13 protein-coding genes and 1 pseudogene are annotated in these 12,000 nt (G+C 53.4%); 7 read left to right on the top strand and 7 right to left on the bottom strand.

The annotated features are described in order from the left end of the window. Window positions 1-229 precede the first annotated feature (229 nt). From ACFE33_RS11745 to ACFE33_RS11735, 3 genes are all read left to right on the top strand, one after another. A complete protein-coding gene (locus tag ACFE33_RS11745) occupies window positions 230-517 on the top strand; it encodes a co-chaperone GroES (protein ID WP_380053588.1) in 288 nt (95 codons plus the stop codon). A gap of 39 nt (window positions 518-556) precedes the next feature. Further along, window positions 557-2,197: a chaperonin GroEL gene (groL, locus tag ACFE33_RS11740; protein ID WP_380053585.1), complete on the top strand. Its 1,641-nt coding sequence runs from the start codon at window positions 557-559 to the stop codon at window positions 2,195-2,197. 82 nt (window positions 2,198-2,279) lie between these two features. Next, entirely contained in the window at window positions 2,280-2,630 is a 351-nt protein-coding gene (locus ACFE33_RS11735) for a GNAT family N-acetyltransferase (RefSeq protein ID WP_380053583.1), read from the top strand. A gap of 17 nt (window positions 2,631-2,647) precedes the next feature. Here ACFE33_RS11735 and ACFE33_RS11730 read toward each other — a convergent pair. Next, window positions 2,648-3,774, bottom strand: a pseudogene (locus ACFE33_RS11730) (IS3 family transposase). A gap of 189 nt (window positions 3,775-3,963) precedes the next feature. Next, window positions 3,964-4,518 carry a dihydrofolate reductase family protein gene (locus ACFE33_RS11725; RefSeq protein ID WP_380053581.1) on the bottom strand — a complete coding sequence of 185 codons (555 nt, stop codon included), beginning with the start codon at window positions 4,516-4,518 and terminating at the stop codon, window positions 3,964-3,966. 80 nt (window positions 4,519-4,598) lie between these two features. On the opposite strand from ACFE33_RS11725, the gene ACFE33_RS11720 reads away from it, so the two are divergent. Further along, the gene (locus ACFE33_RS11720; RefSeq protein ID WP_380053579.1) at window positions 4,599-5,441 is read left to right on the top strand and encodes a DMT family transporter; all 843 of its coding nucleotides are present in this window, start codon (window positions 4,599-4,601) and stop codon (window positions 5,439-5,441) included. A 49-nt stretch (window positions 5,442-5,490) separates the two neighbouring features. Further along, the gene (locus ACFE33_RS11715; RefSeq protein WP_380053577.1) at window positions 5,491-6,243 is read left to right on the top strand and encodes an esterase/lipase family protein; all 753 of its coding nucleotides are present in this window, start codon (window positions 5,491-5,493) and stop codon (window positions 6,241-6,243) included. Here the strand turns inward: ACFE33_RS11715 and ACFE33_RS11710 are convergent. The 3 genes from ACFE33_RS11710 to ACFE33_RS11700 form a co-directional block, all read right to left on the bottom strand. Beyond that, window positions 6,240-7,316: a 5-(carboxyamino)imidazole ribonucleotide synthase gene (locus ACFE33_RS11710; protein ID WP_380053575.1), complete on the bottom strand. Its 1,077-nt coding sequence runs from the start codon at window positions 7,314-7,316 to the stop codon at window positions 6,240-6,242. The genes ACFE33_RS11715 and ACFE33_RS11710 overlap by 4 nt on opposite strands. Further along, window positions 7,309-7,797 (bottom strand): 5-(carboxyamino)imidazole ribonucleotide mutase, encoded by a 489-nt coding sequence (purE, locus tag ACFE33_RS11705; protein ID WP_380053573.1) that lies wholly within the window; start codon window positions 7,795-7,797, stop codon window positions 7,309-7,311. Before purE ends, ACFE33_RS11710 begins: the two co-directional genes overlap by 8 nt. Window positions 7,798-7,875: 78 nt before the next feature. Beyond that, a complete protein-coding gene (locus ACFE33_RS11700) occupies window positions 7,876-8,097 on the bottom strand; it encodes a YdcH family protein (protein ID WP_380053570.1) in 222 nt (73 codons plus the stop codon). Between the two features lie 197 nt (window positions 8,098-8,294). Between ACFE33_RS11700 and ACFE33_RS11695 the strand changes: the two genes are divergently transcribed. Together ACFE33_RS11695 and ACFE33_RS11690 are read left to right on the top strand one after the other, a co-directional pair. Continuing rightward, window positions 8,295-8,708, top strand: coding sequence for an Hsp20 family protein (locus ACFE33_RS11695; RefSeq protein ID WP_380053567.1), 414 nt, complete (start codon window positions 8,295-8,297; stop codon window positions 8,706-8,708). A 22-nt stretch (window positions 8,709-8,730) separates the two neighbouring features. Next, window positions 8,731-8,955, top strand: coding sequence for a DUF1150 family protein (locus tag ACFE33_RS11690; RefSeq protein ID WP_380053564.1), 225 nt, complete (start codon window positions 8,731-8,733; stop codon window positions 8,953-8,955). Between the two features lie 88 nt (window positions 8,956-9,043). Here ACFE33_RS11690 and ACFE33_RS11685 read toward each other — a convergent pair whose 3' ends face one another. Further along, window positions 9,044-10,750 (bottom strand): bifunctional sulfate adenylyltransferase/adenylylsulfate kinase, encoded by a 1,707-nt coding sequence (locus ACFE33_RS11685; protein WP_380053561.1) that lies wholly within the window; start codon window positions 10,748-10,750, stop codon window positions 9,044-9,046. Between the two features lie 244 nt (window positions 10,751-10,994). Beyond that, the gene (trxB, locus tag ACFE33_RS11680) at window positions 10,995-11,933 is read right to left on the bottom strand and encodes a thioredoxin-disulfide reductase (RefSeq protein ID WP_380053558.1); all 939 of its coding nucleotides are present in this window, start codon (window positions 11,931-11,933) and stop codon (window positions 10,995-10,997) included. Window positions 11,934-12,000: the final 67 nt, after the last annotated feature.

Below are 12,000 nucleotides of genomic sequence, written 5' to 3'. Positions count from 1 at the left end.
GTGACAGTAAAATAAGTAAAAAGTAAAAAATCCGTCGCATATATGCTCCTGTTCTCAGGCAGGATAGGTGGGTTCGTGCGAATAGGAAACACGGCTGTCGAAATTTAAATAAAAATTTGCGTTTCGGCCTGTTGACACACCAGAGGCCGATACATAGGTTCCTGTCGTTATCACTCGCTATGGATGAGTGATAAAAAGATTGTAACCTCGAATGAAGGAGCGTTCAGAGATGGCATTTACACCGTTGCACGACCGTGTACTCGTTCGTCGCGTTGAAAGCGACGAGAAGACTGCTGGCGGACTATATATTCCCGAAAGCGCAAAAGAAAAGCCCGCGGAAGCAGAAGTTATTGCAGTTGGTGAAGGCGCACGTAAAGACAGCGGCGAATTGATCCCAATGTCTGTGAAAGCTGGTGACAAAGTTCTCTTTGGCAAATGGTCCGGTACAGAAGTGACTGTTGATGGCGAAGAGCTACTCATCATGAAAGAAAGCGATATCCTTGGCTTGATCAGCTAAGCGAACCTTTCCCAATTTTCAAATCTCTAGGAGTTTCAAATGGCTAAAGAAGTCCGTTTTGATACCGACGCCCGCAACAAAATGCTTAAGGGCGTTAATGTTCTGGCTGACGCGGTTAAAGTGACCCTCGGCCCTAAAGGCCGCAACGTTGTGATTGAAAAATCCTTCGGCGCACCACGCATCACCAAAGATGGTGTTTCCGTTGCCAAAGAAATCGAGCTTGAAGATAAGTTCGAAAACATGGGCGCACAGATGGTTAAGGAAGTTGCTTCCCGTACCAATGACGAAGCTGGTGACGGTACAACAACCGCAACAGTTCTCGCGCAAGCAATCGTTAAAGAAGGCTTGAAATCTGTTGCTGCTGGCATGAACCCAATGGACCTGAAGCGCGGCATCGACTTGGCTGTTGCTAAAGTTGTTGAAGCAATCAAAGCTTCTGCACGTCCAGTAGCAGACAGCGACGAAGTTGCACAAGTTGGCACGATCTCTGCGAACGGCGAAGCTGAAATCGGCCGCCAAATCGCAGACGCGATGCAAAAAGTTGGCAACGAAGGCGTTATCACTGTTGAGGAAAACAAAGGCCTCGAAACAGAGACTGACGTTGTTGAAGGCATGCAGTTCGACCGTGGTTTCTTGTCGCCATACTTCGTGACAAACCCGGACAAAATGGTTGCAGAGCTTGATGACTGTCTCATCTTGCTTCACGAGAAAAAGCTCACTTCGCTTCAGCCAATGGTTCCACTGCTCGAAACAGTGATCCAATCCGGCAAACCACTCCTCATCATCGCAGAAGATGTAGAAGGCGAAGCACTCGCAACTCTCGTTGTGAACAAGCTACGTGGCGGCCTGAAAATTGCTGCTGTTAAAGCTCCTGGTTTCGGCGATCGTCGCAAAGCAATGTTGCAAGACATCGCGATCCTTACTGGCGGCCAAGTGATTTCCGAAGACCTCGGTATGAAGCTTGAGTCCGTTACTATGGACATGCTCGGTACTGCGAAAAACGTTTCCATCACCAAAGACGAAACAACAATCGTTGATGGCGCTGGTGAAAAAGCAGAAATCGAAGCTCGCGTTGCTCAGATCCGCACTCAAATCGAAGAAACTTCTTCTGACTATGACCGTGAAAAACTTCAAGAGCGCGTAGCCAAATTGGCTGGTGGTGTTGCTGTTATCCGCGTTGGCGGTATGACAGAAACCGAAGTTAAAGAGCGTAAAGATCGCGTTGACGACGCACTGAACGCGACACGTGCTGCTGTTCAAGAAGGTGTCATCGTTGGTGGTGGTGTTGCTCTTGTTCAAGGCGGCAAGGTTCTTATCGACCTTAAAGCTGACAACTCCGACCAAGAAGCAGGCATCGCAATCGTTCGCCGTGCTCTTGAAGCGCCTCTCCGCCAAATCGCAGAGAACGCTGGTGTTGACGGTGCAGTTGTTGCTGGCAAAATCCGCGAAAGCGACGACGTAACTTTCGGCTTCAACGCTCAAACAGAAGAATATGGCGACATGTTCAAGTTTGGTGTGATTGACCCTGCGAAAGTGACACGTACAGCTCTTGAGGACGCAGCTTCCATCGCTGGTCTGTTGATCACAACAGAAGCAATGATCGCTGAAAAACCAGCTCCTGCGGGCGCACCTGCAGGCGGCGGAATGCCTGACATGGGCGGCATGGGCGGCATGATGTAAGCCATCCAGCTTTGCTGACTAAATTTAGGGCTCGCGGTGACGCGGGCCCTTTTTGTATCTTAGCATATAGAAAGGATATGAAATGGCACATAACTATGAAATCGTACCCGCCGAGGCCAAAGATTATGGCGGCATTGATACGCTGCTGCGCGCGGCGTTTGACGGCGCCGATGAGGCAGAGCTTGTCCAACGGTTGCGCGCGGATTCGGATGGTTACATAGAACACGTCGCGAAATCTGGCGCGAATATTCTTGGGCATATCCTGCTCTCGCCGATGAATTTTCCCCGCGAATGGGGGGCTCTTGCGCCGCTTTCTGTCGCCGAAGATGCGCGTGAACAGGGCGTCGGTAGTGCCCTTGTAAGGGCCGCAGCCAAGCAAGCCGATGAGCAAGGATGGCACGCGCTCGTCGTGCTGGTGATCAGCCCCACCTAAGTAGTCCAGTTTGAATGTTAGTGCATGATCGGCCTTAGTTCCATCGGGACGATGGTTTCCGGAGCCGGCGGGCGGTAGCCCAGAGCACTGTGTGGTCGTTTGGTATTTTAGTGTTTCCTCCAGCTTTCGATGATAATCTGTGCTTCGCGTAGAGTGTAAAAGCTCTCCCCGTTCAGCAACTCGTCGCGGAACCGGGCATTGAAACTTTCGCAATACCCATTCTCCCACGGCGAGCCAGGCTCAATGTAAGCCGTTTTGGCTCCAACCGCCTCAATCCAGTCTCGAACAGCCCGAGCTATGAACTCCGGGCCGTTGTCCGACCTGATGTAGGCCGGAACGCCGCGCAAGATGAACAGATCCGTGAGTGCGTCGATGACTTCTGTCGAGTTCAACTTCCGCTTCACCCGGATCGCCAGGCATTCCCGGCTGTATTCGTCCAAGATGTTCAGGGTCCGGAACGCTTTCCCGTCATCAGTTCGATGATGAACGAAGTCATACGACCAGACGTGGTTGCGATACTCTGGCCGCAGCCGGACACATGAGCCATCATTTAGCCAGAGCCGCCCCTTCTTGGGTTGTTTCATGGGTACTTTGAGCCCCTCACGCCGCCACAACCGTTCAACCCGCTTGTCGTTCACCTGCCAGCCCGCATCCCTGAGCAGAGCCGCAATCCGGCGATACCCGTACCGGCCATACTGACGTGCCAGTTCGATCATATCAGCAACCAGCCGTTCTTCGTCACTTCGGTCAACAGGCAACCGCCTCTGGGTGGATCGGTTCTGCCCCAAAACACGACAGATCCGCCGCTCAGACACCCGCACCTCATTGCGAATGTGATCGATGCAGGCGCGGCGGCGCGAGGGGCTCAGAAGTTTCCCCGTGCGGCTTCCGACAGGATCAACTTGTCCAGGGTCAGATCAGATACGGCTCGCCGCAGTCGATCATTCTCCTTCTGAAGCCGCTTTAGTTCCCTCAGTTGGTCGGTTCCCATTCCGCCATATTGTTTGCGCCAACGATAAAACGTCTGTTCAGTTATCTGCACTTGCCGGATTGCATCAACACGCGGCATGCCTTGACCGCAAAGCACCTCAACCTGCCGCAACTTCGTGACAATCTCTTCTGGCTTGTGTCGCTTAATTCCCATTTTCAATCCTCCGATTCCTAACTATAGGGGCGGACCACTTCAAAGGGGGAGGACCACTGGGTGATGCTGAATATTATAGTAGATTTGGCTTTGACGTCACGCGCGCCGCGGGATTTGACTCGCCATACCCTATTCAGTTTACAGGCATTCTTCCGCTAAAGTCTTATGAGGACGTGCAGGTGAAAGATCTCAAATATCCGCCTGCTTTTGAGGGCGTTTGACGTCGTAGACAGATTGCGTAACGCCTGAACGGAAGCTTATAGTTGAGTGATGGGTGAGGGGGCAGTCTCCCTCTAGTGCTCCGAAAAGAGGGATGCCTTCGCCCAACAGCACGGGCATACGGGATATGGTCAGACGGTCCACTAGCCCCGCGCGCAGCCCTGACTGTATCATCTTCCCGCCATCCAAGTAGATCGTTCCAGAATGCTCTTTTTGAAGCCCGACAATAACGTCTGAAATATCGCCTGACCGCAACGATGCCTTGCCTGCAAACTTCTCAGGAAGCGCGCGAAGGCGATTGGACATGACATAAACGGGCTTGTTGTATGGCCAAGGATCGAACCCCGCGACAACATCAAACGTTCCAGAACCCATCAACAGGCATCCGACCCGAGCCATAAAAGCCGCATAGCCATAATCCTCGCCTTCAATCGCATAGTCAGAATTTTCGAGCCAATCGAGCGATCCATCTGGGCGAGCAATGAAACCGTCTATTGAGGTCGCGATGAATACTTCAACGGTCATAATTGTTTCCCTCTGTTTCGGTATCGGCAATGTGTTCGCGCGGGGCTTGCCCATTGAATAAGAAACAGCCAAAAGAGCGCATGCGTCTATTCCTCCTCATAGCATTAGCAATGTTGGCATTTGCCGCCAACTCTATTCTCAATCGGTTCGCGTTGGCGCAAGGTGCCATTGATCCGGGCGGGTTTGCGCTCTTGCGGCTTGCGAGTGGGGGGCTGTTCCTCTGGGGAATGGTGGCCGCACAGGGGAAACGTTTGGCATCGGGCGGCGTGTCGGGAGTGCTTTCGCTCGCGGCGTATATGCTCGGATTTTCGTTTGCATATATTAGTTTGGATACCGGCGTTGGTGCGCTCATTCTCTTTGGAGGGGTTCAAATAACGATGTTCGCAGGCGCCTTATTGGCCCGTGAGCATCTCCCTTGGACTCGCTGGTGCGGGGCGCTTGTGGCGTTTGTGGGGCTTGTTTATTTGCTCTGGCCAACGCAGGGCGGTACATTCTCTCCCTTTGGCGTAAGCATGATGGTTCTCGCAGCGATTGGCTGGGGGGTATATTCCTTGATCGGCAAACGCGCACAAGATCCGCTTGCAACGACTGCTGGGAACTTTGTGTTCGCCATACCGTTGGCCCTCGCGGTTGCCGTATTCACAGCGCAGGATGTGAGTTATTCCACGCTCGGAATTGTTCTGGCGGTGATCTCTGGCGTTGTTACATCGGGAATGGGATACGCGCTCTGGTATGCGATTTTGCCGCGCATTCCGTCATCGGTTGCGGCGATTGCAATGCTGACCGTACCGGTGTTGGCATCGCTAGGCGGGGTGGTATTCTTGAGCGAAGCATTTACACTTCAGCTAATGATCTCGACAATCCTCGTTATCGCGGGCGTGCTTATCTCGTTAAAGAAGCCCGCCGTTGCGGTAACGAATTAGTGTCGCGCGCTTTACTCGCAATTTGAATTCGAAGGGGTATGTTCCTTCTATGCTGAAAAACATTACACTCGCTCTTTTCTTACTCTTGCCAACCGCCGCGAGCGCGAAATGCGTTGTGTTGCTTCATGGATTGGCACGCGGAGCTACCTCAATGGTGGCAATTGAGGCCGCGCTCAAAGCGGATGGATATACGGTCATTAACGATGGATACCCCTCAACCGAAGCCACCGTTCAGGAGCTCGTCGCCGAGACATTTCCGCCCGCCGTTGCCCAGTGTGGCGATGATAAGGTGAACTTCGTAACGCATTCGATGGGCGGCATTCTGGTGCGGGTTTGGGTTGCGGAAACTGCGCCCGAGAACCTTGGGCGTGTCGTCATGCTGGCGCCACCTAATCACGGCTCAGAACTTGTGGATGTATTCGGCGATCTAGAGCCGTTTCGCTGGGTAAACGGCCCTGCGGGGTTACAGCTTGGGACTGCTGATGACGATATGATCGCCCGCATCGAAAAGGCGCAATTTGATCTGGGAATAATCGCGGGCGACAGGAGCCTCAATCCGGTTTACTCGACCCTGATTGAAGGGGAGGACGACGGCAAAGTATCGGTAGAGTCGACACGTTTATCTTGGGCGGCGGACCATATTATTTTGCCTGTGACCCACACGTTTATGATGAACGACGCGCTGGTCATTCGTGAGGTTCAGGAATTTCTCGAGAACGGAAAGTTTGACCACGAAATGACGTGGACACAGGCGGTCGAGGATCTGTTGTCCCCCGACCTTCTGCCCGATTTCTTACGCTAGGATTTCTTGGTCACAACGCGGTTTACGTGGCCCATTTTGCGACCCGCCTTGACCTCCGCTTTGCCATAAAGATGGATCGCGGCGTTCCCCTCGACGGCGATCGTCGGGATTTGTTCGACGTCGTTTCCGATCAGGTTGAGCATCTCGACATCAGCGTGCCGCGTGCCGTCTCCAAGGGGCCATCCAGCAACCGCGCGGATGTGCTGCTCGAACTGGTCGATCACACACCCTTCTTGGGTCCAGTGGCCAGAGTTGTGCACGCGCGGCGCGATCTCGTTCACGATAAGTCCCTGAGGTGTAACGAAAAGCTCAACGCCCATAACGCCAACATAGTCCAGCGCATTAAGGATATTCGCCGTAAGAAGGACCGCATCCATCCGTTGGCTTGCCGTTAAGCGCGCTGGTACGGTCGTTGTATACAGTATCCCGTCACGGTGTACGTTTTCACCAGGGTCAAAGCACGAAACTTGCCCGTCAGCAGAGCGCGCGCCGATCACTGAGACCTCGTGGGTAAAGTCAATAAACCCTTCAAGGACGCTGGGCGCTCCTGCCATATCTTCTAGCGCAGATGGGGCATCATCGTTCGATTTAAGGCGCGCCTGTCCTTTGCCGTCATACCCAAAGCGCCGTGTCTTGAGGATCGACGGGGTACCGATTGTTTCAAGCGCTGCGTTAAGTTCATCTAGCGTTTGAACCGCAGCATAAGGCGCAGTCTTGAGACCTAGTTCCGAGAGAAAATCCTTCTCGGTTATTCTGTCCTGCGAAACTTGTAGGGCGCGACGGTTGGGTCGAATAGGGCGCAACTTCTCAAGGTGGTCCAGCGCCTCTGTCGGGATGTTTTCAAATTCATAGGTGATAACATCAACTTCTTGGGCAAAGGCTGTCAGGGCCTCAAGGTCTTCATAGTTTGCGCGAGTAACATGGGCCGCTACATCGCCAGCAGGTGGGTTCGCGCCCGGCTCGAAAATATGGCACTTAAATCCCAGCCGAGAAGCCGCAACAGAGAGCATACGCCCCAACTGCCCGCCGCCGAGGATTCCGATGGTTGCGCCTGTTTCCAATGGTTTATTCATCGCTTGGCTCATCCGGAATTGAGGCCGCAAGATCCGCACGCCATTTATCCAGACGCGCGGCCAGTTCGGCGTCTTGGTTGGCCAAAATGCCCGCAGCCATCAGACCCGCGTTCGCAGCGCCTGCAGCACCAATCGCCATGGTTGCCACGGGGAAACCTTTGGGCATTTGCACAATTGAATAGAGGCTATCAACCCCTGACAGGGCACGGGTTTGCACTGGGACACCAATCACGGGTACGCGCGTCTTGCTTGCCATCATACCGGGCAGATGTGCCGCACCACCAGCGCCAGCAATGATCGCTTGAAGTCCCTTGTCGACGGCTGTCTTGCCATACTCCCAAAGGCGGTCAGGAGTGCGGTGTGCCGAGACGATCTTTGTCTCATAGGCGACGCCAAGTTCATCGAGGATTTCGGCTGCAAGTTTCATCACGGGCCAGTCACTTTGGCTGCCCATAATAATTCCGACTTTAATATCTGTCATAACATGCCCGTTTCAGGGTTTGGGCCACATCAAAATGGCCGAGTGCGATGGAAGCGGCACTATAGTCATCCTGCGCCGCTAAGCAATGATATCGGGGGTAAGCTCGTCCTCAATAGCCGCAATTCGGTCCTTTAGAGCGAGTTTTTTCGATTTCATTCGCCTGATCTGGAGTTGATCGGCTAAACGCGATTCCTCTAGCGCGTGAATCGCCAGATCCAAGTCACGATGTTCGCGCACCAAAACCGAGAGTTTCACCCGCAGGACTTCTTCACGGGGCATTTCACTCGCTGTGTCAGTCATTCAAACCTTGCTTTCGAGTCGCTTGGGTATGCCTTCAGATAGCGGATTTTGCGCCCTGCGGGAAGAAAATTGACACGCCGAGCGCGTCATTCTGTTGCTGCCTCTTGCGACTCGGTGGATGCGCGCCCATATTTACTTGCATCAGTCGCCGCACTGCGGGGCTATTTTGGACAGTCGCTTTTAAAAAGGACGCGTCGATGACGAAACTTACTCTCGGATCACACCCATATCTCTTGGGATTTGATCAACTTGAACGCCTTGTTGAACGGACCGCAAAGTCCGGCAATGATGGCTATCCACCCTATAACATTGAGCAAACCAGCGATAACAGTTATCGAATTTCGCTTGCGGTTGCGGGTTTTGATGAGAATGACCTCTCGATCACGGTTGAAGATAACCAGCTTGTGGTGCGCGGACGTCAATCGGACGACAACGAGGGGCGCGTGTTCTTGCATCGCGGCATCGCGGCGCGTCAGTTCCAGAAGAGTTTTGTTCTGGCTGAAGGGGTCGAAGTGGGTGGCGCAAAAACCGAAAACGGGCTGCTGCATATCGATCTAACGCGATCGGTCCCTGATACCGTCGTGCAGACCATCAAGATAAACCAGAAGTAACGACCAGAAAGTGGGGCCGGCAATGAATACAACTATCAAACTTCCCGACGAAGAAAGCCGCATCGTTTACGTGCGCTCGGTTGAAGTGGCGAGCTTGCCAATGGATATCCGCGAGGAAATTCCAGAGCTTACGCATGTGTACTCGGTGCACAAAGCGGACGGTGAGCGCGTAGCATTGGTGAATGACCGTCAAACAGCATTTTATCTCGCTCGCGAGCATGATTTCGTGCCGATGACTGTGCACTAGTGACAGTGCTCAAACGCATTAACCTAACACAAAAACGAATAAACCCCGGCCGATTGAGCCGGGGTTTTTCTTTGGAGTGTTGGCTTGATTAACCTTTGATCAGGCCAAGGCTCTCAAGCTTAAGAATAACTTGGTGGGCGCAGTTGTCGACGTCCACATTCTCGGTCTCAACAGAAAGCTCAGGGTTTTGAGGAACGTCGTAAGGGTCAGAAATCCCTGTGAATTCCTTGATTTTACCTTCGCGCGCGAGTTTATAGAGGCCCTTGCGGTCACGGCGTTCGCACTCTTCGATGGATGTCGCTACGTGAACTTCGATGAAGGCACCGAATTGCTCGATCTCCTCGCGAACGGCGCGGCGTGTCGTGGCATATGGCGCAATTGGCGCACAAATGGCGATGCCACCGTTTTTGGTGATTTCAGAGGCAACATAACCGATCCGACGGATGTTCAAGTCGCGGTGCTCTTTGCTAAAGCCAAGCTCGGAGCTGAGGTTTTTACGTACAATATCACCATCAAGCAGCGTCACAGGACGGCCACCCATTTCCATTAGCTTCACCATCAAAGCGTTGGCAATGGTTGATTTGCCAGAACCCGAGAAGCCTGTGAAGAATACTGTGAACCCTTGCTCGGCACGCGGTGGGCGTGTTTTGCGAAGTTCGTTCACAACAGCCGGGAAGCTGAACCATTCTGGAATTTCGAGACCTTCGGCAAGACGGCGACGCAGCTCGGTACCCGAGATGTTGAGGACTGTTACGCCTTCTTCGATTTCGTCGGCTGGCTCGTATTGGGCGCGTTCCTGCACATAGACCATGTGTTTGAAATCGACCATTTCGATTCCCATTTCCTCTTGGTGCTCGCGGAACAAGTCCTGAGCATCATATGGGCCATAGAAATCTTCGCCTTGGCTGTTCTTACCGGGGCCCGCGTGGTCGCGACCAACGATGAAGTGTGTAACACCGTGGTTCTTGCGGATCAGACCGTGCCAAACTGCCTCGCGTGGACCAGCCATACGCATGGCAAGGTTTAGCAAGCTCATGGATGTTGTGGACGCGGGGTACTGATCAAGCACTGCCTCATAGCAACGAACGCGTGTGAAGTGATCAATGTCACCTGGCTTGGTTAGGCCAACAACAGGGTGGATCAGCAAGTTCGCCTGCGCCTCTTTCGCGGCGCGGAATGTCAATTCTTGGTGCGCACGGTGCAGCGGGTTGCGTGTTTGGAACGCAACGATCTTGCGCCAGCCCATCTTGCGGAAGTAGGCGCGCAATTCATTCGGCGTGTCGCGGCGTGCGCGGAAATCATAGTGAACAGGCTGCTGAATACCAGTGATCGGGCCGCCCAGATAAATTTTACCAGCTTGGTTATGCAGGTAGTTTACGGATGGGTGCGCATCATCGTCGGCGCCAAATACTTTCTCGGCTTCGCGAGATTTGTTTGGCTCCCAGCGGTCGGTCACTGTCATTGTCGCAAGAATAACGCCTTCTTGGTCGCGAAGGGCAATATCCTGTCCGATTTCAAGCGATTGAGCGAACTCTTCACCAACATCCAATGTGATCGGCATCGGCCAAAGACTACCGTCCCCAAGGCGCATATTCTCAACGACGCCGTTATAATCCTCTTCTCCGAGGAAGCCTTTGAGCGGGTTGAACCCACCATTCATCAAGAGCTCAAGGTCGCAAATCTGGCGCGGCGACAAATCCCACGACGTCAGATCAGCGGCTTCGGTTTTTAGCTTTTGCGCGGAGTCATAGGAAACATATAGCTCCGGGATCGGAGCGAGATTGGATACGGACATGGTCTACTCAATTCCAAAATGAAAAGGCCCAGAAATTCGGGGCGACAGGGATGGGCGCGGATTAGCGCGGAAAGGGGAGATAATTCAAGGGAGCAAGCAATAGAAAAGCCATTTGAGGCCAAAACCACACTGTTTCGGCGAAATTTGGAACATTTTTCTGGATAATCGGGATGAGTAGAATGCTGCTTTGGGGAAGTCTTTTCACGAAGGACGACCGCCGAGGAATTCCTCGGCGGTCATTCGTTTATTCACCCGCGAGGAAGCGCTCAGCTTCGAGGGCGGCCATGCAGCCCATACCTGCGGACGTTACCGCTTGGCGGTATTTGTGGTCGGTCAGATCGCCGGCGGCGAAAATACCCGGAATGGAAGTCTCGGTTGAGTCCGGTTTGGTTACGACATAGCCGCCCATGTGGGTTTCAAGCACGTCCTTGACCAGCTCATTGCTCGGCGCGTGGCCGATTGCCACGAATACGCCTTTGCAGGGTGTTTCGGTGATTTCGCCCGTCTTGGTGTTCTTGGTTCGCACCGCAGTTACGCCCTTGGGATTATCTTCGCCGACAACTTCGACCAGTTCATTAAACCAAAGCGGAACGATCTTTTCGTTCTTCTCAAGCCGATCAATCAGGATTTTCTCGGCGCGCAGCTCGTCGCGGCGGTGGATCAACGTGACTTTTGATGCAAAGTTGGTCAGGAAGAGCGCTTCTTCGACGGCGGTGTTGCCGCCACCGATTACAACGATCTCTTCTCCGCGATAAAAGAACCCGTCACATGTCGCACATGCGGAAACCCCGAAACCTTTGAAGGCTTCTTCGCTTTCAAGTCCGAGCCACTTGGCGCGCGCACCCGTTGCCAGAATAACGGCATCCGCCGTGTAGATCGTTCCGCTGTCGCCAACGGCGGTGAACGGGCGCTTACTCGTGTCGAGCGAAGAAATGATATCGCCGATAATCTCGGTTCCCATGGCGCGCGCATGTGCTTCCATGTTCAGCATCAGGTCTGGGCCTTGAATTTCGCTGTGACCAGGCCAGTTTTCAACCTCTGTCGTTGTTGTGAGCTGCCCGCCCGGTTCAATCCCCTGGACCAAGATCGGTTCCAACATTGCGCGGCTTGCATATACCCCTGCTGTGTATCCAGCAGGGCCAGAGCCAATGATCAGAACTTTTGTGTGACGCGTTTCGGCCATTAGGCCCCCCATGAATTAATAATCGCTAAAGTCGCCCATAGATATAGAGCCGCGAAACCGTGGCGAA

This window comes from Falsihalocynthiibacter sp. SS001, from assembly GCF_042445055.1.
Taxonomy (GTDB): Bacteria; Pseudomonadota; Alphaproteobacteria; order Rhodobacterales; family Rhodobacteraceae; genus Falsihalocynthiibacter.
The sequence above is the reverse complement of the archived record's forward strand: the minus strand, read 5'-3'. Positions and strand labels throughout refer to the sequence as shown.

Excerpts from the sequence above, each read along its gene's own strand:
- ACFE33_RS11745 (WP_380053588.1), top strand. The coding sequence starts at position 230 with ATGGCATTTACACCGTTGCACGACCGTGTACTCGTTCGTCGCGTTGAA.
- groL (WP_380053585.1), top strand. The coding sequence starts at position 557 with ATGGCTAAAGAAGTCCGTTTTGATACCGACGCCCGCAACAAAATGCTT.
- ACFE33_RS11735 (WP_380053583.1), top strand. The coding sequence starts at position 2,280 with ATGGCACATAACTATGAAATCGTACCCGCCGAGGCCAAAGATTATGGC.
- ACFE33_RS11725 (WP_380053581.1), bottom strand. The coding sequence starts at position 4,518 with ATGACCGTTGAAGTATTCATCGCGACCTCAATAGACGGTTTCATTGCT.
- ACFE33_RS11720 (WP_380053579.1), top strand. The coding sequence starts at position 4,599 with ATGCGTCTATTCCTCCTCATAGCATTAGCAATGTTGGCATTTGCCGCC.
- ACFE33_RS11715 (WP_380053577.1), top strand. The coding sequence starts at position 5,491 with ATGCTGAAAAACATTACACTCGCTCTTTTCTTACTCTTGCCAACCGCC.
- ACFE33_RS11710 (WP_380053575.1), bottom strand. The coding sequence starts at position 7,316 with ATGAATAAACCATTGGAAACAGGCGCAACCATCGGAATCCTCGGCGGC.
- purE (WP_380053573.1), bottom strand. The coding sequence starts at position 7,797 with ATGACAGATATTAAAGTCGGAATTATTATGGGCAGCCAAAGTGACTGG.
- ACFE33_RS11700 (WP_380053570.1), bottom strand. The coding sequence starts at position 8,097 with ATGACTGACACAGCGAGTGAAATGCCCCGTGAAGAAGTCCTGCGGGTG.
- ACFE33_RS11695 (WP_380053567.1), top strand. The coding sequence starts at position 8,295 with ATGACGAAACTTACTCTCGGATCACACCCATATCTCTTGGGATTTGAT.
- ACFE33_RS11690 (WP_380053564.1), top strand. The coding sequence starts at position 8,731 with ATGAATACAACTATCAAACTTCCCGACGAAGAAAGCCGCATCGTTTAC.
- ACFE33_RS11685 (WP_380053561.1), bottom strand. The coding sequence starts at position 10,750 with ATGTCCGTATCCAATCTCGCTCCGATCCCGGAGCTATATGTTTCCTAT.
- trxB (WP_380053558.1), bottom strand. The coding sequence starts at position 11,933 with ATGGCCGAAACGCGTCACACAAAAGTTCTGATCATTGGCTCTGGCCCT.